The organism is Mycobacterium sp. DL592, from assembly GCF_011694515.1.
Lineage (GTDB): Bacteria > Actinomycetota > Actinomycetes > Mycobacteriales > Mycobacteriaceae > Mycobacterium.
This window is the reverse complement of the sequence record NZ_CP050192.1, coordinates 1,127,063-1,147,983: the sequence shown is the minus strand read 5'-3', so window position 1 is coordinate 1,147,983 and position 20,921 is coordinate 1,127,063. Positions and strand designations below refer to the sequence as shown.

The following is a 20,921-nucleotide window of genomic DNA, read 5'->3' as shown; positions in this document are numbered from 1 at the left end:
GTCACTGCACCTCCATATGCGGGTAGCGGTGTTCGGTCGGCGGGACGAACGTCTCCTTGATCGACCGGGCCGAGGTCCAGCGCAATAGGTTCAGCGGGGAGCCGGCCTTGTCGTTGGTGCCCGAGGCCCGCGATCCGCCGAACGGCTGCTGACCGACGACCGCTCCGGTGGGCTTGTCGTTGACGTAGAAGTTGCCTGCCGCGAACCGAAGTCGCTCGGCGGCCTTGCCCACCGCGGCGCGGTCGTCGGCGATCACCGCGCCGGTGAGCGCGTAGCGGGAGCCGCCGTCCACCACCGGAAGGATGTCGTCGAACTGGTCGTCGGGGTAGACGTGCACGGCCAGGATGGGGCCGAAATACTCGGTGGAAAATGCCTCATCGCCCGGGTCGTCGGACAGCAAGACGGTCGGACGGACGAAATAGCCTTCGCTGTCGTCACATTCGCCACCGACGGCGATCGTGACCCCCGGTGCGCTCTTGGCACGCTCGATGGCCTGGGAGTTCCTGGCGAAGGAGCGGGCGTCGATGACCGCACCGCCGTAGTTGGCCAGATCGGTGACGTCGCCGTAGGTCAGTGCCTCGGTGGCGGCCAGGAACCCGTCGCCCATTCGACGCCACAGCGAGCGCGGGATGAACGCCCGCGACGCCGCCGAACACTTCTGGCCCTGGTAGTCGAAGGCGCCGCGAATCAGGGCGGTGCGCAACACATCCGGATCAGCTGAGGTGTGGGCGAGCACGAAATCCTTGCCGCCGGTCTCACCGACCAGACGCGGGTAGCCGTCGTAGTCGGCGATGCGGGTGCCGACCTCACGCCACAGATGCTGGAACGTCGCCGTCGAACCGGTGAAGTGGATGCCGGAGAGCCGGCGGTCGGCGAGCACCACGTCGGACACCGCGTAGCCGTCACCGGCGACGAGGTTGATGACGCCGGGCGGCAGGCCGGCCGCCTCGAGCAGCTGCATCGTGAGATAGGCGGCGAAGGTCTGGGTGATCGACGGCTTCCACACCACGGTGTTGCCCATCAGGGCCGGCGCGGTGGGCAGGTTGGCGGCGATGGCGGTGAAGTTGAACGGGGTGATCGCGTAGACGAAGCCGTCCAGCGGCCGGTAGTCGGTGCGGTTCCACACCCCGGGGCCGCTGATCGGCTGCTGGGCCAGGATCGAGCGGGCGAAGGCGACGTTGAACCGCCAGAAGTCGACGAGTTCGCAGGGCGCGTCGATCTCGGCCTGGTACACCGTCTTGGACTGGCCGAGCATGGTCGCCGCGGCGATCTTCTCCCGCCACGGCCCGGCCAGCAGGTCGGCGGCGCGCAGGAACACCGCGGCGCGCTCGTCGAACGGGGTGGCGGCCCAGTCGGCCTTGGCGGCCATGGCGGCCTCGACCGCGGCAGCGGCGTCGGCGCCCGTCGCGTTGGACAGGGTGCCCAGCCGGGCGCTGTGCCGGTGCGGCTGGACGACGTCGATGCGTTCCCCGGTACCCATCCCATGCCGACCACCGATCACGTGCGGCAGGTCGATCGGGGTGGCGGACAGGTCGCGCAGGGCCGCGGTGAGGCGGCTGCGTTCGGCGGAGTGCGGCGCGTAGTCGTGAACCGGCTCGTTGACCGGGGCGGGTACATCGGTGCGGGCGTCCATCGCATAAGGATCACCCGGCCGACCCGCCAAACTGTTGGCTGATCAGCTAAGGATGGCGGGTATCGCTAGTAGGATCGGACAACATGCGGGCGACCGGTGTCGGGCTGGGCCAACTGGTGTTGGCCCTGGATGCGACGCTGGTCCGGCTCGTCGAGGCACCGCGCGGGTTGGACATACCCGTCCGCTCGGCCGCCTTGATCGACTCCGACGACGTGCGGCTGGGCTTGTCGGTGAGCGCCGGCTCGGCCGACGTGTTCTTCCTCCTCGGGATCAACGCGGCGGACACGGCCCGCTGGATCGACCGGCAGACCGCCGCCCACGGCGCGCCGGCGGCGGTCTTCGTCAAGGAACCGTCCGACGCGGTGGTCAACAAGGCCGCCGCGGTGGGCGCCGCCGTCGTGGCCGTCGACCCCAAGGCTCGCTGGGAACGGTTGTATCGCCTGGTCAACCATGTTTTCGAGGCGCGGCGGGCCGATCCGGTGTCGGACTCCGGCACCGATCTGTTCGCGCTGGCCCAGTCCGTCGCGGACCGCACCCACGGCATGGTCAGCATCGAGGACGCCCAATCCCACGTGCTGGCCTATTCGGCGTCCAACGACGAGGCCGACGAACTGCGCCGGCTGTCGATCCTCGGCCGCGCCGGGCCGCCGGAACATCTGGCGTGGATCGCCCAGTGGGGCATCTTCGACATCCTGCGTGCGGGCAGCGAGGTGGTCAGCGTCGACGAGCGGCCCGCGCTGGGGCTGCGGCCCCGCCTGGCGATCGGCATCCACCGGCCGGACGCCCGGTTCATGGGCACCATCTGGGTGCAGCAGGGTTCCCGGCCGCTGGCCGACGACGCCGAGGATGTGCTGCGCGGCGCCGCGGTCCTGGCCGCCCGGATCATGGCCCGGCTCGCGGCGCGGCCGTCCGCTCATCTACTGGCCGTACAGCAGGTCCTCGGCCTTGCCGAGGCCGACAACGACACCGCCGCACTGGCCCGCGAGCTCAGCGTGACTGCCGACGGGCGGGTGGCGGTGATCGGCTTCGACAGCCACACCGAACATCAGCGGCTCGTCGATGTTCTGGCGTTGAGCGCCAGCGCTTTTCGGCCCGACGCCCAGGTCGGCTCGAACGGTTCGCGGGTGTACGTGCTGCTGCCGGATTCCGGGCGCCCCGCGCCGATCGTGTCCTGGATCCGCGGGACCATCGCCACCCTGCGCACCGAGCTGGGGCTGGAACTGCGAGCGGTGATCGCCGCGCCGGTGGCGGGGCTGGCCGCGGCGGCGGGCGCCCGCCGCGAGATCGACCGGGTCCTCGACAGTGCCGAGCGGCATCCGGTGGCTATCGGGCAGGTGACCACGCTGGCCGAAGCGCGCACCACGGTGCTGCTCGACGAGATCGTCACCATGGTCGGGGCCAGCGACCGGCTGGTCGACCCGCGGGTGCGCCGGTTGCGGGAGCGCGAGCCGGTGCTCGCCGCGACGCTGGAGGCCTACCTGGACAGCTTCGGCGACATCGCCGGGGCCGCGGCGGCCCTGCACGTGCACCCCAATACCGTGCGCTACCGGGTGCGCCGGATCGAGCAGGTGATGGCCACCTCGCTGGCCGACCCGGACGTGCGGCTGCTGCTGGCGCTGAGCCTGCGGGCCACCGCCTGAGAGTCCGCTGAAGAAAATTTCTTCATGTAGGTAACGATGTGGTCAATGGTGCCGATGAGGCTTTTGTCATGACTGGCTGTGAGCCCGCTCACGCGCACCGTCAGTTGGGGCACCATACAAAAACCTCGGTGAACGCGGGTCGCTGCGACTCACCGTCGAAGCACTAAGGGGTCAGCATGAAATACATGGGTCGAGTGCTGGTGGCGTTGATCGCCGCCATGGCGGCGCTCTTCGTCGGAAACGGCACGTCGAACGCGGGCCTGGACAACCAGTTGAGCCTGGTCGACGGCGGTGGCCGTACGTTGACGATTCAGCAGTGGGACACCTTCCTGGACGGCGTGTTCCCCTTGGACCGCAACCGGCTGACCCGTGAGTGGTTCCACTCCGGCAAGGCTGTCTACAGCGTCGTGGGCCCGGGTGCCGACGAGTTCGCGGGCACCTTGGAGCTGGGCTACCAGGTGGGCTTCCCGTGGTCACTCGGTGTGGGTATCAACTTCAGCTACACCACCCCCAACATCCTGCTGGATGACGCGAACATCTCCCCGACGGGTTTCAATCCGCTGGGCTCGATCATCACCCCGAACCTGTTCCCCGGTGTGTCGATCAGCGCTGACCTGGGCAACGGCCCGGGCATCCAGGAAGTCGCCACCTTCTCGGTGGACGTCTCGGGCCCCAACGGCTCGGTGGCGGTGGCCAACGCCCACGGCACCGTCACCGGTGCGGCCGGCGGTGTGCTGCTGCGCCCGTTCGCCCGGTTGATCTCCAAGGCCGGCGACAGCGTCACCACCTACGGCGAACCCTGGAACATGAACTGACGCAAGCGCTCTGACTCCGCTTCGCAGTGGAGCGGCTGGGCCGGCCAGGACTACTGGGACTACTGGCTCAGCCGCTCCGCCGCGGCGGAAATGCGTTCGTCGGTGGCTGTCAACGCCACCCGCACGTGTTGGATCCCCCGCTGACCGTAGAACTCCCCGGGCGCGACGAGGATGCCGTGCTCGGCCAGCCACGCCAGCGTGTCCCGGCAGGGCTCACCGCGGGTGGCCCACAGATACAGGCCGGCCTCGGAATGGTCGACGGTGAAACCGGCCGACCGGACAGCGGCGAGCAGGACCTCGCGGCGCCGGGCGTAGCGCTCCCGCTGCACGCGTTCGTGCTCGTCGTCGTCGAGGGCAGCCACCATCGCCGCCTGCACCGGGGTCGGCACCATCATTCCGGCGTGCTTGCGCACCGCGAGCAGCTCGGCCACCACATCGGCGTCACCGGCGACGAACCCGGCCCGGTACCCGGCCAGCGACGAGCTCTTCGACAGCGAATGCACCGCGAGCAGCCCGGTGTGGTCACCGCCGCTGACGTCGGGATGCAGCACCGAGACCGGCTTGTCGTCCCACCCCAGCCCCAGATAGCACTCGTCGGAGACCACCAGGACGCCACGCTCGCGGGCCCACTCGACGACCTTGCGCAGATGGTCGATTCCCAGCACGCGCCCGGTCGGGTTGCTCGGCGAGTTGATGAAGACCACCGCCGGTGACTGCGGGCCGAGCTGGGTCAGCGAGTCCGCCGCAATCACCGCAGACCCGGTCAGCAACGCACCGACCTCATAGGTCGGGTAGGCCAGCTCGGGGACCACCACCACGTCGTCGGGGCCGAGGCCGAGCAACGTCGGCAGCCACGCGATGAGTTCCTTGGTGCCGATCACCGGCAGGACGGCCTGCTCGGGCAGGCCGGTGATGCCATAGCGGCGCTGCAGCGCCGCCACCGCAGCGGCCCGCAGGGCCGGGGTGCCTGCCGTGGTCGGATAGCCCGGCGCGCCGCTGGCTGCGGCCAGGGCTTCGCGGATGACCGGGGCCACCTCATCGACGGGGGTGCCGACCGACAGGTCGACGATGCCGCCCGGATGGGCCCGGGCGGTCGCGGTTACCTCAGCCAGGGTGTCCCAGGGAAAGACCGGAAGTCGTCCGGAGACCCGCCGGGCACGCAGGGGGTGCGCCGTCAGTCTTCTTCCTTGGGCGGCAGGTCCTTGACCACCTGCGGATCGTTATCGGTCTGGCCGACCTTCGATGCGCCGCCGGGCGAGCCCAGCTCGGCGAAGAAGTCAGCGTTGATCTGGGTGTACTGCGACCACTGGTCCGGGACGTCGTCTTCGTAGTAGATCGCCTCGACAGGGCAGACCGGCTCGCAGGCACCGCAGTCGACGCACTCGTCGGGGTGGATGTACAGCATGCGTGCGCCCTCGTAGATGCAGTCGACGGGGCACTCCTCGATACATGCCTTGTCTTTGATGTCGACGCAGGGTTCGGCAATCGTGTACGTCACGAACGTTCTCCTCGGTCTGCTGTTGGCTGTAGGTCTCTGGCGCGGTACTGAGGGCCCAGTATCCGATGTCGACACCCGGAACGCTGACTCAGTGTGCCCTAACTTACGGGTGGTTACTGATACTAGACGTTGCGTATATTAGCCACCCCTGGCCAGGAAGTTCGATCCGAATAGGCCGCGACTCGCCGGGGCCGCAGAAAGGGGACGGATGAGCCAGCCCTACCCCACCCTGTTGTCACCTCTGGACCTCGGCCACACCACCGTGCCCAACCGGGTGGTGATGGGCTCGATGCACACCGGCCTGGAAGACCGCGCCCACCACATCGACCGGCTGGCCCGGTACTTCGCCGACCGAGCCCGCGGCGGCGTCGGGCTGATCATCACCGGCGGTTACGCACCCAACCGCACCGGCTGGCTGCTGCCGTTCGCCGCGCAGCTGACCACCGCCGCACAGGCGCGCAGGCATCGCCGGGTCACCGGCGCCGTGCACGACGCGGGCGGCAAGATCCTGCTGCAGATACTGCACGCGGGCCGCTATGCGTATCACCCGCTCTCGGTCAGCGCGTCGTCGATCAAAGCTCCCATCAACCCGTTTCGGCCCCGCGCCCTCTCGCAGCGCGGCGTGCGCACGACCATCGACGACTTCGTGCGCTGCGCCCGGCTGGCCCGCACGGCCGGATACGACGGGGTCGAGATCATGGGCAGTGAGGGATACCTGCTCAACCAGTTCCTGGCGCCCTGCACCAACCGGCGCACCGACGCCTGGGGCGGCACCCCGGAGAATCGCCGCCGGCTGCCGGTCGAGGTCGTCCGGCGAGTCCGCGAGGCGGTCGGCCCGGACTTCATCGTCTGCTATCGGATGTCGATGGCCGACTACGTCGAAGACGGCCAGAGCTGGGACGAAATCCTCACGCTGGCAAGCGAGGTCGAGGCAGCCGGCGCCACCATGATCAACTCCGGCTTCGGCTGGCACGAGGCACGGATCCCGACGATCGTCACCTCGGTGCCCGGCGGCGCGTTCGTCGACATCTCCGATGCGGTGGCCCGGCACGTCGGTATCCCGGTGATCGCCAGCAACCGCATCAACATGCCGGAGGCCGCCGAGCAGATCCTGGCCGACACCGCGGTGTCGCTGGTCTCGATGGCACGCCCGCTGCTGGCCGACGCGGACTGGGTGGCCAAGGCGCGGGCCGGGCGGGCCGAGGAGATCAACACCTGCATCGCCTGCAATCAGGCCTGCCTGGACCATGCGTTCGCACACCGGACCGTGTCGTGCCTGCTCAATCCGCGGGCCTGCCACGAAACCGAGCTGGTGCTCTCCCCCACCCGGCGGGCACGCTCGGTGGCCGTCGTCGGCGCCGGACCCGCGGGGCTGGCGGCGGCGGTCAACGCCGCCCAGCGCGGCCACCGGGTGACGCTGTTCGAGGCTGCCGACGCCATCGGCGGCCAGTTCGACCTGGCCCGCCGCATCCCGGGCAAGGAGGAGTTCAGCCAGACCGTCCGGTACTTCACGGCGATGCTGGCCGTCCACCGGGTCGACGTCCGGCTGGGCACCCGGGCCGACGTGCAGGATCTCGCCGGTTTCGACGACGTGGTGCTGGCCACCGGGGTCAGACCGCGGGTTCCGGCGATTCCCGGTATCGACCACCCGATGGTGCTGTCCTATCCCGAGGCGATCACCGGTGCCAAGCCGGTGGGCAAGCGGGTGGCGGTCATCGGCGCCGGCGGAATCGGTTTCGACGTCGCCGAACTGCTCACCACCGCCGAGTCACCGACACTGAACCTCAAGGACTGGAAGTCACACTGGGGTGTCGTCGATCCTGCCGAGGCGCGCGGTGCGCTGAGCACACCCGTTGCGGCCGAGCCGGTCCGCGAGCTCTGGCTGCTGCAGCGCGGCAAGGGCCCCCAGGGTCGTGGGCTGGGCAAGACCAGCGGCTGGGTGCACCGCGCGTCCCTGCGGGCCAAGGGAGTCCACCAGCTGTGCGAGGTGAACTACGAGCGCATCGACGACGCGGGGCTGCACATCAGCGTCGGCGCCACACGTGCCCGCCCGCAGGTACTGGCCGTCGACAACGTGGTCATCTGCGCCGGCCAGGAGTCGGTGTGCGACCTCGCTGATGCGCTGCGCGCCAAGGGGATTGAACCGAAGATCATCGGTGGCGCGGCACTGGCGGCCGAACTGGACGCCAAACGGGCGATCAAGCAGGGGACCGAGCTGGCGGCAACGTTGTAGGTTCCGGCATCGCGACCGCGACGCCGAGAGCGACGACGAAGACCACGAACAACGCCCCGCCGAGGATGAGGTTCATCGGCCCGCCCGGGGCGATGAAACTGCCCACCGGGCCGATGATCGTGACCAGTTCGACGAACTGCTCGACAGCGAACACCGCGGCGATTACGGCCAGCCACTGCGGGAACCTGCCCTGGCGGGCGCCCCACACGATCGGCCCGGCCAGCATCAGGTCGGCGATCGTGAGCAGCGGGCCCCACATTGCCGCGACATCCATGACGGCTCGGGCAGTGGCCGGTTCCAGTCCGCCGGGGTGCAGCGTCAGTCCGGCGGTGAACCACACCTCGATGCCGACCTGGCCGACGAACACCGCGGCGCCGATGATGAAGATGTGCCCGGCAGGGCCGTCCAGGCGCTGCCGGGCGAAGCCGACCACGACCACCATGGCCAGCAGGCTCAGCGCAGTGAGCAACGCCTGCCATCGGATCGCCGATGCATGGCTGGTGAGGTGGTCGACGACGGCGCTGCCGGGCCGGTCGACCCCCGGCCCCGGCGGTGCCACGAGCAGGGCCGCGACCGACAGGACGGCGAATGCAACCCCCGCCGTCAGCGGCAGCCGATTCGTGCCCTCAGGCGGCACGCGTGGCGTAGGTCGTGGTGCGCTGACGCGCAGGCCTGCCGATGCCTTCGGCGATGGCGACCAGTTCGGCGACCGTCTTGGCCGAGCCGTACTCGGAGCCGGCCATCCGGGAGATGGTCTCCTCCATCAAGGTGCCGCCCAGGTCGTTGGCACCGCCGTTGAGCATCACCTGGGTGCGCTCGACCCCGAGCTTGACCCAGCTGGTCTGAATCTGGGAGATCCTGCCGTGCAACATGATTCGGGCCAGGGCGTGGACCGCACGGTTGTCGCGGTGCGTGGGCCCTGGCCGGGAGGCGCCCGCGAGATACAGCGGTGAGGACTGGTGCACGAACGGCAACGGGACGAACTCGGTGAAGCCGCCGGTGCGGTCCTGGATGCCGCGCAGCACGTTGAGGTGGCCCACCCAGTGCTTGGGGGTGTCGACGTGGCCGTACATCATCGTCGACGAGGACCGCAGCCCCACCTCGTGGGCGGTGCTGACGATCTCGACCCACAGCGAGGTGGGCAGCTTGCCCTTGGTGAGCACCCAGCGCACCTCGTCATCGAGGATCTCGGCGGCCGTGCCGGGGATGGTGTCCAGGCCGGCCTCCCGCAGACCGGTCAGCCACTCGCGAATGCTCAACCCGCTCTTGGTGACTCCGTTGGCGATCTCCATCGGGGAGAACGCGTGCACGTGCATCGAGGGCACCCTCGCCTTGACCGCACGCACCAGGTCGGCATAACCCGTCACCGGCAGCTCCGGGTCGATACCGCCCTGCATGCAGACCTCGGTGGCGCCGGCGACGTGGGCTTCCCACGCCCGGTCGGCCACTTCGCTGGTGGACAGCGAGAAGGCATCCGCGTCACCCTTGCGCTGCGCGAACGCGCAGAACCGGCAGCCGGTGTAGCAGATGTTGGTGAAGTTGATGTTGCGGTTGACCACGAACGTGACGTCGTCGCCGACGACATCCTTTCGCAGCGAATCAGCCAGTGCGGCAACGGCATCCAGCGCAGGACCGTCGGCGGTGGCCAGCGCCAGGTACTCGTCGTCGGTGCAGCCACCGGGGTTGCGTTCGGCGGCGCGCAGCGCGGCCATCACGTCGGTGTCGATGCGCTCGGGGGCGCGGGCGGCGAGCTCCCCCACCTGGGTGCGGATCGACTCCCAGTCACCGAACGCGCTGCCCAGATCGCTGCGGGTCTCGGTGAGCCGGCCCTCGCCGTCGATCGCGGTGTGCAGATCCGTGCGGCCCAGCGACTCGGCGGCCTCGTCGGGCTCCTGCCAGGGCCGCCCGACCGGGTTGACGTCGAGGGCCAATCCGGTGTCCGGATCTGCCAGTGCGGCAACGTGAGCGGCCACCCGGGGGTCGATCCAGGCCGCACCGCCCTGCACGTAGCGGGGCTGCGCGGTCAACCGCTGCACCAGGTCGAACCCGCCTTCGGCGGTCACCGCGGCGAGCTCGTCAAGTGCGGGCCACGGACGCTCAGGGTTGACGTGGTCCGGGGTCAGCGGGGAGACGCCGCCCCAGTCGTCGACGCCGGCGCCGAGCAGAGCCAGGCATTCGCTGCGCGACACCAGATTCGGCGGCGCCTGTATCCGCATACCGGGGCCGAGCACCAGCCGGCTCACCGCCACCGTCGCGACGAAGTCGTCGAACTCGGCGTCGGGCGCGGCCGCCATCGCGGTGTGGTCCTTGGCGCGGAAGTTCTGCACGATCACTTCCTGGATGTGCCCGAACTCCTTGTGCAGCCGCCGAATCGCTTGCAGTGTCTCGGCCCGTTCGGTGAGGTTCTCCCCGATGCCGACCAGCAGGCCGGTGGTGAACGGAATCGACAGCCGCCCCGCGTCGGTCAGCGTGCGCAGCCGCACCTCGGGGTCCTTGTCCGGGCTGCCGTAGTGCGCCAGACCTTTGGTCTCGAACAGCCGCCGTGAGGTCGTCTCGAGCATCATCCCCATCGACGGCGCGACAGGTTTCAGGCGCGAAAGCTCCGTCCAGCTCATCACCCCGGGGTTCAGATGCGGCAGCAGCCCGGTCTCCTCGAGCACCCGGATCGCCATCGCGCGCACGTAATCCAGCGTCGAGTCGTAGCCGCGTTCGTCGAGCCACTGGCGCGCCTCCGGCCAGCGGGTCTCAGGGCGGTCACCGAGGGTGAACAACGCTTCCTTGCAACCCATTTCGGCGCCGTTGCGGGCGATCTCCAGGATCTCGTCGGGTTCCAGGTACATACCCTTGCCCTCGGCGCGCAGCTTGCCGGGCACGGTCACGAATGTGCAGTAGTGGCAGGTATCGCGGCACAGGTGGGTCACCGGGATGAAGACCTTGCGCGAGTACGTCACCGGCAGTCGGCCGCCGGGCCCGCGCCGACCTGCCGTCTCCAGCCCCGCGTCACGCACGCGGGCAGCGCTGGTGCACAGGTCGGCCAGGTCCTCGCCGCGGGCCGTCATCGCGACCGCCGCTTCGTCGACGTTGAGCGCAACCCCGTCGCGGGCGCGTCTGAGCACGCGTTTCATCGCGGCCGGTGAGGGTGTGTCAGTCCGCGGCGGAACCGCAGGAATGGGCAGCGGACTGGGGTGCTGCGGGTTCAGGGCCACTCCCCGGTAACCATCGGCAGCAGGGAAATCATCCGCACGTCTCACAATCTGAAATTGGAGCGACTGACATGGTCCACACAGTAGTACCCGCGGCGGGCCCGTCGATCTCCCTACCGGGACTCGCGGCCGAATCTGTAACAACCAGCCGACGAGAACGTAAGTTACTGGTGTTCGCTGCACAGATGCTGGGAGTATGCACCATGACCGTCACCGCTCGTTCCTACCTGACCGCCGGTATGGCCGCCGTCGCCGTGAGCGCCCTGACCATCGCGCCGGTGCATGTTGCGGCACCCCAGACGTTCTCCGTGGAGACGCTCCGACTGAGCGCCGCGGTCGCCCCACTGGTCCAGCCCGTCACCACCGCTGCCGCCGCATTGGGCCTGGTCAGCGAGGCCCCCAAGCCTGCCGCCGCCGCGCCGTCCACGTCCACGCCGCAGGCGTCGGTGACGGCGTCGGCAACATCGGCGGGCTCGGTCATCATCAATGCCTACAACGCAATCGAACCGTGGGTTGCCTACGGCTTCGAACTTGGGCAGTACGTACTGGGCTTCATTCCGGGGCTGTGGTGGGTGGCCCCGGGCATCAGCCTCGTCTACTACACCGCTGAGCCAGTCGTACAGAGCCTCGTGTACAGCTTCGCCTACCTTATCGACGGCAACCTCGCCGCGATCGGGCCTGAGCTCGCCGCCGGCCTGAACCAGGCGGCGACCAACTTCATCAATTACGGCATCGCGTGGATCGGCAGCCTGGTGCCACTGCCGCCGCTGCCGCCCTTCCCGCCGCTGCCGGGTGCCGCGCTGACCTCGCCGCTGGCCGCGGCCGCAGGCGGCAAGTCGGCGGACAGCCAGACCGACAGCACTGCCCCGGCCGAGGCACCCAAGGCCGCCGGCCACTCCGCCCGCGGGCTGGCCGTCAAGGACACCCCCACGGTCGCGGCGGCCCGGTCCGCCCAGGTGGCCGACACCGCCTCGACGGAGCCCACCTCCACCGACACCAGCTCCCCCGCTGCCCCCAAGGCCGGCGACAACTCGTCGGACAACGGCGGCACCGGACAGGTCAGCACCGGCACCACGAAGAAGTCGGGTTCGACGGGCGGCTCGGCTCGCGCCCACAAGGCGAAGTCGTCGGGCGAGTAGGCGGGTCCTACCGCGCGCGGTCGCGCCGCCAGAGCAGCCAGCCTGGCGGCGCCGCACCGAGAACGAGGAACAGCAGCAAGCCGTAGGCCATCACTCCCGAGCCGCCGAACACGATGTCGCCGCCCGGCCCACCCAGCGTCAGCGCGGCGACCGTGAACAGCCAGGTGATCAATGGCAGCGCCGCCAGCCGGGTCGAGTCGGTCCAGTACATGGCCGCCCACACCAACACCGCGTTGAGCAGGCCGGTGCCGACGGCGCTGAGGGGAAACGGCACCGAACCCAGGTAGAGCGGCAGCAGCAGGGCACCGACCACGGCCGAGATCACCCCGTCGATGGCGAGCAGAACCAGCACGACGGTGCGGATGACGGGGTCCTCGTCGGCCACGGGCTAGGTCAAACCGGCCAGCAGGTCGGTTTCCCAACCGCGCGCGTCGGTGGGGCCGGGCTCGCCGTGCACCAGCACGTAGTGTTCGGCGCCCAGCACCGGCAACACCATCTTGTTGGACAAGGTGAAGGTGCGGCCGGTGGGCCCGACCTCCATCTGGGTGGCGTGCTCGGCGATCGCACCGACCTTGGCAGGCACCTGTTCGGGGGCCTCGACAACGGCGGTGATGCGATCGTCGGTGAAGCCGAACTCCAGCTCGGTGGGCGGCCAGATCCAGCCGGGCCGGATGTCGTCGTCACCGAGGGCGTCGATACCGGCCCGAAAAGCGCTGGCGCTCATGACAGTCCAGTAGAACTTGGGCACTTGCCAGGAGGAGGCGGCCAGCGCCGCCGTGGTGATCCGGTGGGTCTGAATGTGGTCGGGGTGGCCATAGCCGCCGTTGGGGTCGTAGGTCACCACGACGTGCGGGCGCAGTTCGGTGATGATCGCCGCGAGCTCGGCGACGGCTTCGTCGACATCGGCGTCGACGAACCGGGTGTGCCGGCGCGGCGGAGTTCCGGGCATTCCCGAATCGCGCCAGCGTCCGGCCCCGCCCAGAAAGCGCGGCCCCGCCAGACCCAGCCTGCCCAGCGCCGCGGTGAGCTCGCCGATGCGGTACCCGCCGAGCTGGTCGGACTCCTCGACCCCCAGGCGCAACCAGCGCTCGTCGATGATCTCGCCCTCTTCGCCCAGCGTGCAGGTGACGACGGTGACCTCGGCGCCCTGTCCGGCGTAGCGGGCGATCGTGACGCCGTTGTTGATGGTCTCGTCGTCGGGGTGGGCGTGTACGAATAACAGCCGCGGGGTCTCCTGCATTGCCACGGCGCCACCCTACCCAGAGATTCCGGTTAGATTCGGCCAGTGACCCGGCGCAACCTCGAGTTCGGCTGTGGCGTCGTGATGGTCGGCCTGCTGGCCGGGGTCGCCGGTGCGGCAACGACGTTGCTACTGCACTACGTCGAGCACCTGACCTACCACTACAGCTTCGGCACCCTGCTCGACGGCGTGACGGGCGCCAGCCCGGTGCGCCGCATGCTCGGTCCGATGATCGGCGGGGCGCTGGCCGGCCTGGGCTGGTGGCTGCTGCGGCGACGCGCCCGAATCCCGTCGCTGACCGCGGCGATCACCGGACATCAGCCGATTCCCCGGCTGGCGATGTCACTCGATGCCGGTCTGCAGGTGCTGCTCGTCGGGTCGGGGGCCTCGCTGGGCCGGGAAGGCGCCCCGCGGCAATTCGCCGCCGCGCTGGGCGATCTGGGCACCTCACGATGGGCACTGACCCCGGCCGACCGCGAGATACTGCTGGGCTGCGCGGCAGGCGCCGGACTGGCAGCGGTGTACAGCGTGCCCGCCGGCGGCGCGCTGTTCGCCCTGCAGATCGTCCTGCGCACCTGGCGCCTGCGAGCTGTCGGCACGGCGCTGATCACTTCGGCACTGGCGACCGCGGTCGCCGCACCGGTCACCCACCTGGCGACGCCGCTGGCGTGGCCCGCACCGGACCTGTCCTATGCCCTGACCGCGTTCGCGATCCTGTTGTCGCCGATCGCGGTGGTTGTCGGGCGCGGCTTCAACCGGCTGATGGACTACGCCCGGACCCGCACCGTCGGCGACTCGTGGCTGTTGATCCCGGCGATCGCCGCCGCAGGCCTTCTCGTCGGTGTGTGCTCCCGGTACTGGCCGGAACTGCCGGGCAATGGCAAGAGCGTGCTGACCATCAGCGTGAACAGCAGCCTGACCTTGGCATCGGCGGTGGCGCTGGTGGTCCTCAAGCCCCTGCTGACGGCGGTGTTCCTGCGGGCGGGAGCAGTCGGCGGCATGCTCACCCCCGCCCTGGCCACCGGAGCCGCGATGGGTTCGGTGGTGGCGCTGTGCCTCAACACCTGGACGCCCCTGCACGTCAACCTCGCGGCGGCATCACTGGCCTGCGCGGCGGGCGTACTGGCCATCACCCAGGGCGCTCCGATGTGGGCGGCGCTGTTCGTCTGGGAGTTGGCGCGACCACCGCTGTGGATGCTGATCGTCTTTCTCGCCGCGGCCACCGCCGCGCACCTGCTCGACAAGCAGCTGCACGCGCGCCGGGCGGCAGCCCACTGAGAGCTACCGGCAGAGGTCGGCGACCTGCTTGCGGGCCGAGTCACCTTCGGCCAACCGTGCGGCCTGCCCCGGGTCGCTGTTCTGCACACCTGCCAGAGCATTGATCCCGATGTCCTGGAGATCGCGGGCGAAGGCACTGACCGCGTCCGCAAGTTGGGCCGGCGTCGCCGAATCAACCTGGTGCAGAAGGTATTCCCCGCCGCCCACGAGCGCGAGGCGGGCATTGCCCGCCACTGCGGCCTGCGCGATGGGATCCTGCCCGAGGTCGTTGTGCGTCTGCAGGGCCACGCCCCTGCTGACGGTCTCGAATGCGTTGCACACCCGCATCTTCGGATCGCCCGGCAATGCGGTCATCGCCGGCTCCTTCGACGCCCCGGCTACCACTGCCCAGATCGACAGCCCGACGGCCACCACCCCGAGCAGAATCGCGAACGGGACGCCCCAGCGGGCCAGCCGCTGCAAGCCCGTCGGCACTTTGTACGCGGGCGCAGAATGGGTTTGGACATCTTCAGTGGTATCCGGCATGAGGTGATGATAGCGGCCGGTACTGGCGATTTGAACAAACCGGCGACATTTGCGCAGGCGAAAATTATTATCTGTCAACGTATTTCATTGCATACGCCGCTACATCGTCATTGCTGTGATGCGCCGCCCCCGACCGGTGACGGCCACGGTCGCGTCTTCAGCGCAGGCCGCAACACCGTCACCATAGTTTGCCAGGCAGCCGATTTCGCTTTTCCCGCAGCTTGTTTCCCGCCGGTCGAACCTGACAATGGTGCCCGACTGGTGTAGAAGAATTCTGTGGACCCTCAACCGCTCAATGTGATCCAGACACCATTGCTCCACGCGGCAATGGCGCGCCGCCTGCACCGACGCTCGATCGTCACCGGAGAGATCACACTGCCGGCTGTGCCAGGGCTCATCGACGAGTATGTCTCGATGTGCGCCAAGATTTTCGGCGCTGTCGGGCGGCCGTTCTCCGACGAGCAGCTGGCCCACCTGCGTGCGGTTCTCGAGAACCAGCTGGCCGAGGCGTACGGCGCCTCACCGCGGTCGAACATCGTCATCACCTACAACGCCCCGGTCGGCACCCTGCTGAACTACCACGTGAACTCGCAGTGGTTCACCGTCGAAGGGGCCTACGAGAACTGGACCGCCAACCGCCAACCACCGCTGTTCGGCTCCGAGCCCGACGCCCGGGTCGTGGCGCTGGCCGCCGAGGCGCTCGACCCCGGTGCCCATCCGGTGCTCGACATCGGTGCGGGCACCGGCCGCAACGCGCTGGCCCTGGCCCGCCGTGGGCATCCCGTGGACGCCGTCGAGATGACGATCTCGTTCGCCGACAACATCCGTGCCGACGCCGCGCGGGAGTCGTTGAATATCAACGTCATCCAGCGCGACATCTTCACGACCCTCGACGATCTGCGACGCGACTACAAACTGATCCTGCTGTCCGAGGTGGTGTCCGACTTCCGTTCCACCCGGCAACTGCGCGGCGTGTTCGAACTGGCTGCGCACTGCCTTGCACCGGGCGGTCGGCTGGTCTTCAACTCCTTCGTGGCCCACCGGGAGTACACCCCCGACGACGCCGCGATCCAGATGGGCCAGCAGTGCTACAGCACCATCTTCACCCAGCAGGACATGGCCGAGGCGCTGTCCGGCTTCCCACTGGTCCTGGTCTCCGATGTGCCGGTGTTCGAGTACGAGCAGGCGAATCTGCCCGACGGCGCCTGGCCACCCACCGGCTGGTACCCGGAATGGGTCAGCGGACAGGACGTTTTCGACGTCCCGCGCGGCGACCGGCCCATCGAGATGCGCTGGCTGGTCTACGAGAAACCGGATCGCATCACGCTCTAGAAGACCACTGTCTGGTTGCCGTAGCGGATGATCCGGTCCTCGCAGTGCCAGGAGACCGCCCGCGACAGCACCGCACGCTCGACATCGGCACCAAGACGCACCAGGTCCTCCACGCCGTGGCGGTGGTCGACGCGGACCACGTCCTGTTCGATGATGGGCCCCTCGTCCAAGTCATCGGTGACGTAATGTGCCGTGGCGCCAACCAGTTTGACGCCACGCTCCTTGGCGCGCCGATACGGTGCGGCGCCGATGAACGCCGGCAGGAACGAGTGGTGGATGTTGATCAACGGACAGCCGACCTCGGTGAGGAAACGCGGCGTGATGATCTGCATGTAGCGAGCCAGCACCACCAGGTCGACGTTGCCGCGTAACAGGTCGAGCTGACGACGCTCAGCCTCCTCGCGGATGTCCTTGGTGGCGGGAATGTGGATGAACGGAACCCCGAACGGCCGGACCTGGTCGGCCAGGTCTGGATGGTTGGCGATCACCATCACCACCGTCAGGTCCAGCTCGCCGCGGCGGTTTCGCCACAGCAGGTCCAGCAGGCAGTGGTCTTCCTTGGAGGCCAGGATCGCGACCCGTTTGGGTTTGTAGGCCTCGGTGAGCCGGAAGTCGATATCGAAGGGCTGGGCCACCTGCTCGGTGAAGTCGCGCTCCAGCGCGTCCCGGGCCGCAGCCAGACCCGGGAGGTGAAATATCGTGCGCTGCATGAAGGTTCCACCGGTCTGCGCGGTGGCGTGTTGGTCGAGGGAGACGATGTTGGCGCCGGCGCCGGCCAGGAAGGCACTGACCGCGGCCACCAGGCCTGGGCGATCCGCACACCGCAACAGCAGCCGTCCGACGTCCTTGGCCGCCAGCGCGTCCGGACCTTGCGGGTATTCGAGCGTCGACATGCCGTTGATGCTGACTGCACTCGTGGCAATCATCAACTCTTCCCTCATCTGTTGGGTGACCAAAGCAGGACACCGGGCCCACCGAAGTGGGCCCGGTACCTGTTGACAGTGCAATTACGGGGAACTCCCGGGAGCGCCGGGAACACCGACGCTCCCGGGGCCGATCCAGTATGGGACTCCTCCCAGACCCCAACCGGATCGAGCGGTGTTAGGCAGCGCCGCCGCCCGTACCCCCGTTGCCGCCGGTTCCACCGGTGCCACCGGCAGTCGACCCCGGTGCCGGAGCGCTACCGTCAGCGCCGGCCGTTCCCGAGGTGCCTGCGGTGCCGCTGCCGCTCAGGCCGCCCTTGCCGCCTGCGCCGCCCTTGCCGCCGGTGCCCGGGGTGCCGTCAGTACCGACAGTGCTTCCGGAGCCGCCCTTGCCTGCGCCGCCACCGTTACCGCCGGCGCCACCGCCACCGCCGCCGCCACCGATACCCGGGTTTCCGGGCGAGGTGAGGAAGGGCAGGAAGCCACCGGCACCCGGTGCGCCACCGTTACCGCCGTCGCCACCCTTGCCGCCGTCGGCGCCGAGGCCGCCGTTGCCGCCGGGTCCGCCGGCACCGACACCCGTGGTTCCGAGGCCACCGGTACCACCGTCGCCGCCGCGGCCGCCGTTGGCGCCGCTGCCACCCTGGCCACCCTGACCACCGTTGCCACCGCTACCACCGGTGCCGAAGATCAGGCCGCCGGTGCCACCGGCACCGCCGCTGCCGCCCTTGCCGGCGTCGGTGCCGTTGGCCGTCGAGGCTGCTCCGTTGCCGCCCGCGCCGCCGGCACCACCGACACCGGTCAGGCCGAGGCCACCGGCCCCACCGGCGCCGCCGTTGCCGCCTCCGGCAGTGGCGTCACCACCGTTGCCACCCTGCTGTCCGGTGGGTCCGGGCAGTCCTGCCGCGCCGTCGCCACCGTTGCCGCCGGCGGTCCCGCCGACGCCACCGGCCTGAGCCTGGGCACCCAGGGGCACAGCCCCCGGCAGTCCGGGCAGACCGTTGGACACGTTCGGGTCCAGCGGGGAGTTGAGCACCGTCGGGTTCTGGCCGTTGAGGCCCGGACGACCCGCGCCGCCCTGGCCACCCTGGCCGCCGCTTCCGATGAAGAACGACGCGTTGCCGCCGTTGCCGCCGTTGGTGGCCTCGACCGCCTTGCCGGTGGCCGAGTAGCCGCCGCTGACGCCGCTTCCACCGTTGCCGCCGCTTCCGAAGAAGAGGCCGGCGTTGCCGCCGTTGCCACCGTTGGTGGAGGTCTGGGTGAGCGGGTTGTAGCTGCCGTTGAGGCCGTTTCCGCCGTTACCGGCGAAGAAGCCCGCGTTGTACCCGTCCGGGTGCAGCGCGTTCCCGTCGGCCCCGTTCCCGACGAAGATGTTGAAGATCGGGATGGCACCGGCGATGTCGAGGAATCCGTTCGCGATCTGGTTGAACGGATCGACCGCGACAGCGAGCAGCGCGTTCGGGGACGGCGACGCCGCGCCGGCCCCGAAGATGCTGCCGAAGCTGCCGAGCAGGTCGTCGATCGGTGCCTGCGGCGCCACGATCGGAGCGGCCTGTGCAGCCGGAGCGAGCAGAAGCCCGGCCGCCGGAGCGCCCAGGATCATTCCGGCGCCGCCGATTGCGGCCGCCGTCGCCATCAGCGGGCGAGCGCGCCGGGAGCCGGTACCTCGCTTGCTGGTGACTTTCTCTGAATGGATGGACATGTAGGAAGTTCTCCCTTCGGGTGGTGCTCGAATTCCAAGCAGCAGCAACGTAACACCGCGGACTCTGGAGACGCGATATTTTTCACCGCCCAATACCGGGATACTTTCGGACCGAAAATAGCCGATTGTTTCCGTCGCAAAGGTCCGCTGAGAATCGCCCCGTAGAAACACAACTTCGCCCTTGCTCACGTTAAAACCACGTGAACTGCCAAGTCACAGAGTGTATTTACGCGAGAGTCATCGTGTTGCCAAGAACGTATCCCTAGGGAAAGTAGCGAACTTGCGCGGCCTTTTATCAGCATCTCCTCAGGGAGAAAAGGTCGCTGAGATTCGAATACGACCCGCCTGGACACGCCAGTAATCGTTGCGTTCGGAGGTCCTCGGGAAAGTCCTGGATAACGAGAGGCAAACGGCGCACAATAAATTGACAATTGCGACAAACTATCGCTTCTGCTAATTAATTCGACAATTGCCGCACCGTTGCCGGGATCACCCTGCAGCGCGCCCCGCAGCCTGGGTACCAACACAAATCAGCACGCCACCGCCTCCGCTTTACGCCTGCCGACCCCACCACCGGCAGGCGCGATACTTAGCGGCGGCCACACTGTGTGATCGCTCAGCTGACACTCAGTCTCGGACGCAACGATCGAGGGTGTGCTGACAAGGCGTTTCGCAACTCAAGAATCCCCGGCACCGGCCGCCGACCCGGTCAGATTCTCAGGATCGGAGTGCGTACTTATCAGCCTGCTCTCAGGTATGGTTGCTCGATAGCCGAGCCGCGACAGCGGGAGGAGGCGGCGTGCGAAAGGCGATGGGGCCAATCCTGACGACAGGAGTGGCGTTGGTTGCGGCCGCAGTGGTCGTTGCCAATCCCGTCGTACCCCCGATCAGGGACATGCAGATCTCCACCACGCAGTTGTCCACCAGCCCGCAGGCCCTCATCCCGTTTGATAAATCGCTGCTGAACTCGATCTCTCAGCAGACCGCACCGTTTGGTTCCGCGCTGGCTCAGATCCTCGGGGCCCTGGCCGCCGAAGCGGACCGGATCGGCAACGAGTTCAACTCGGCGACCTATTACGCAGCCCCCGCCGCCGCCGGCGCGCTGGTGCCGCCCGCGTACAACACGGCGCCCGCAGCGGAACCCATGGTCGAGCCCAGCGGCACGCCGTCGGCGGCGGCCGCCGCTGATACCCTGCCCGCCGCCAGCGTCACCGCCGACGTCCAGCAGGTGGTGACAAACCTCGTGCAGGACACCACCTATCTCGGCAGCAAGGTGGTCGAGGCCGCGTACGCCGCCGTCGACGTCCTGGTCAACACACCGAACCTGATCGTCAAAGCCATCCTGGCCCTGGTCAAGGGTGACCTCGTCTCAGCGCTGACCACGATCGTGCAAGCCATCAAGGCGTTCTTCAGCCCCGGCCTGATCCTCATCGGCGGCCTCCAGGACATCATCGACAACCTGACCGGCCAAAGTTCGATCCCGCTCACCCCGACGGCCGCCGCAAGCCAGCTGCCGGGGACCGAAACCGGCAGCGCTCCGGCGGGTACCGGCGGCACAGGAGCGAGCGCGACCGGTGAGGAGCCGCCGACCACGGTCGGTCAGAGCGGCCGTAGTCGCACTCCGAAGGCGCCACGCATCGTCGCCCGGGCAGCACAGACCGATCCGGCCGCGGGCGCCGCCGATCCGCAGAACAGCACCGACAGCGCCCCGCAACCGGGCTCCACGCCAACCCGCACCTCGGTTGCCGAAAGCGCCCGCG

At 68.9% G+C, this 20,921-nt stretch carries 17 protein-coding genes; 7 read left to right on the top strand and 10 right to left on the bottom strand.

Annotation, left to right across the window (positions count from 1 at the left end):
- Nucleotide 1: 1 nt before the first annotated feature.
- Nucleotides 2-1,633 carry an L-glutamate gamma-semialdehyde dehydrogenase gene (gene pruA / locus HBE64_RS05620; RefSeq protein ID WP_167098860.1) on the bottom strand — a complete coding sequence of 544 codons (1,632 nt, stop codon included), beginning with the start codon at nt 1,631-1,633 and terminating at the stop codon, nt 2-4.
- 83 nt (nt 1,634-1,716) lie between these two features.
- On the opposite strand from pruA, the gene HBE64_RS05615 reads away from it, so the two are divergent.
- Together HBE64_RS05615 and HBE64_RS05610 are read left to right on the top strand one after the other, a co-directional pair.
- A complete protein-coding gene (locus HBE64_RS05615) occupies nt 1,717-3,273 on the top strand; it encodes a CdaR family transcriptional regulator (protein ID WP_167098857.1) in 1,557 nt (518 codons plus the stop codon).
- Nucleotides 3,274-3,449: 176 nt separating this feature from the next.
- The gene (locus tag HBE64_RS05610) at nt 3,450-4,088 is read left to right on the top strand and encodes an MspA family porin (RefSeq protein WP_167098854.1); all 639 of its coding nucleotides are present in this window, start codon (nt 3,450-3,452) and stop codon (nt 4,086-4,088) included.
- 59 nt (nt 4,089-4,147) lie between these two features.
- On the opposite strand, the gene dapC is transcribed toward HBE64_RS05610, so the two are convergent.
- Together dapC and fdxA are read right to left on the bottom strand one after the other, a co-directional pair.
- Nucleotides 4,148-5,251: a succinyldiaminopimelate transaminase gene (gene dapC, locus HBE64_RS05605; protein WP_167108739.1), complete on the bottom strand. Its 1,104-nt coding sequence runs from the start codon at nt 5,249-5,251 to the stop codon at nt 4,148-4,150.
- A gap of 11 nt (nt 5,252-5,262) precedes the next feature.
- Nucleotides 5,263-5,586, bottom strand: a complete 324-nt coding sequence (fdxA, locus tag HBE64_RS05600; RefSeq protein WP_135427132.1) for a ferredoxin — start codon at nt 5,584-5,586, stop codon at nt 5,263-5,265.
- Nucleotides 5,587-5,794: 208 nt separating this feature from the next.
- Between fdxA and HBE64_RS05595 the strand changes: the two genes are divergently transcribed.
- On the top strand, nt 5,795-7,819 hold the full coding sequence (locus HBE64_RS05595; RefSeq protein WP_167098851.1) for an NADPH-dependent 2,4-dienoyl-CoA reductase: 2,025 nt from the start codon (nt 5,795-5,797) through the stop codon (nt 7,817-7,819).
- On the opposite strand, the gene HBE64_RS05590 is transcribed toward HBE64_RS05595, so the two are convergent.
- Together HBE64_RS05590 and HBE64_RS05585 are read right to left on the bottom strand one after the other, a co-directional pair.
- Nucleotides 7,785-8,456 (bottom strand): hypothetical protein, encoded by a 672-nt coding sequence (locus HBE64_RS05590; RefSeq protein ID WP_243841507.1) that lies wholly within the window; start codon nt 8,454-8,456, stop codon nt 7,785-7,787. The two genes, HBE64_RS05595 and HBE64_RS05590, sit on opposite strands and share 35 nt — an antisense overlap.
- Nucleotides 8,446-10,944: a bifunctional FO biosynthesis protein CofGH gene (locus HBE64_RS05585; protein WP_243841506.1), complete on the bottom strand. Its 2,499-nt coding sequence runs from the start codon at nt 10,942-10,944 to the stop codon at nt 8,446-8,448. Before HBE64_RS05585 ends, HBE64_RS05590 begins: the two co-directional genes overlap by 11 nt.
- A gap of 281 nt (nt 10,945-11,225) precedes the next feature.
- On the opposite strand from HBE64_RS05585, the gene HBE64_RS05580 reads away from it, so the two are divergent.
- Nucleotides 11,226-12,161 carry a hypothetical protein gene (locus tag HBE64_RS05580; protein WP_167098845.1) on the top strand — a complete coding sequence of 312 codons (936 nt, stop codon included), beginning with the start codon at nt 11,226-11,228 and terminating at the stop codon, nt 12,159-12,161.
- Nucleotides 12,162-12,168: 7 nt separating this feature from the next.
- Here HBE64_RS05580 and HBE64_RS05575 read toward each other — a convergent pair whose 3' ends face one another.
- Complete coding sequence (locus tag HBE64_RS05575) at nt 12,169-12,546, bottom strand: hypothetical protein (RefSeq protein ID WP_208300572.1); 378 nt, start codon at nt 12,544-12,546, stop codon at nt 12,169-12,171.
- Nucleotides 12,547-12,549: 3 nt separating this feature from the next.
- Nucleotides 12,550-13,401: an N-acetyl-1-D-myo-inositol-2-amino-2-deoxy-alpha-D-glucopyranoside deacetylase gene (mshB, locus tag HBE64_RS05570; protein WP_167108729.1), complete on the bottom strand. Its 852-nt coding sequence runs from the start codon at nt 13,399-13,401 to the stop codon at nt 12,550-12,552.
- 45 nt (nt 13,402-13,446) lie between these two features.
- Here mshB and HBE64_RS05565 point away from each other — a divergent pair, with 45 nt between their 5' ends.
- Nucleotides 13,447-14,679, top strand: a complete 1,233-nt coding sequence (locus tag HBE64_RS05565; RefSeq protein ID WP_167098810.1) for a chloride channel protein — start codon at nt 13,447-13,449, stop codon at nt 14,677-14,679.
- Between the two features lie 3 nt (nt 14,680-14,682).
- Here HBE64_RS05565 and HBE64_RS05560 read toward each other — a convergent pair whose 3' ends face one another.
- Nucleotides 14,683-15,204 carry a hypothetical protein gene (locus HBE64_RS05560; RefSeq protein WP_167098807.1) on the bottom strand — a complete coding sequence of 174 codons (522 nt, stop codon included), beginning with the start codon at nt 15,202-15,204 and terminating at the stop codon, nt 14,683-14,685.
- Nucleotides 15,205-15,531: 327 nt separating this feature from the next.
- Between HBE64_RS05560 and HBE64_RS05555 the strand changes: the two genes are divergently transcribed.
- Entirely contained in the window at nt 15,532-16,536 is a 1,005-nt protein-coding gene (locus HBE64_RS05555; RefSeq protein ID WP_167108726.1) for a bifunctional 2-polyprenyl-6-hydroxyphenol methylase/3-demethylubiquinol 3-O-methyltransferase UbiG, read from the top strand.
- On the opposite strand, the gene purU is transcribed toward HBE64_RS05555, so the two are convergent.
- Entirely contained in the window at nt 16,533-17,429 is an 897-nt protein-coding gene (gene purU, locus HBE64_RS05550) for a formyltetrahydrofolate deformylase (protein WP_243841610.1), read from the bottom strand. The genes HBE64_RS05555 and purU overlap by 4 nt on opposite strands.
- A 208-nt stretch (nt 17,430-17,637) precedes the next feature.
- Nucleotides 17,638-19,161 carry a hypothetical protein gene (locus HBE64_RS24605; protein ID WP_167098801.1) on the bottom strand — a complete coding sequence of 508 codons (1,524 nt, stop codon included), beginning with the start codon at nt 19,159-19,161 and terminating at the stop codon, nt 17,638-17,640.
- 799 nt (nt 19,162-19,960) lie between these two features.
- Here HBE64_RS24605 and HBE64_RS05540 point away from each other — a divergent pair.
- Nucleotides 19,961-20,921 (top strand): hypothetical protein (locus HBE64_RS05540; RefSeq protein WP_167098798.1); only part of this gene is annotated, 961 nt, incomplete at its 3' end.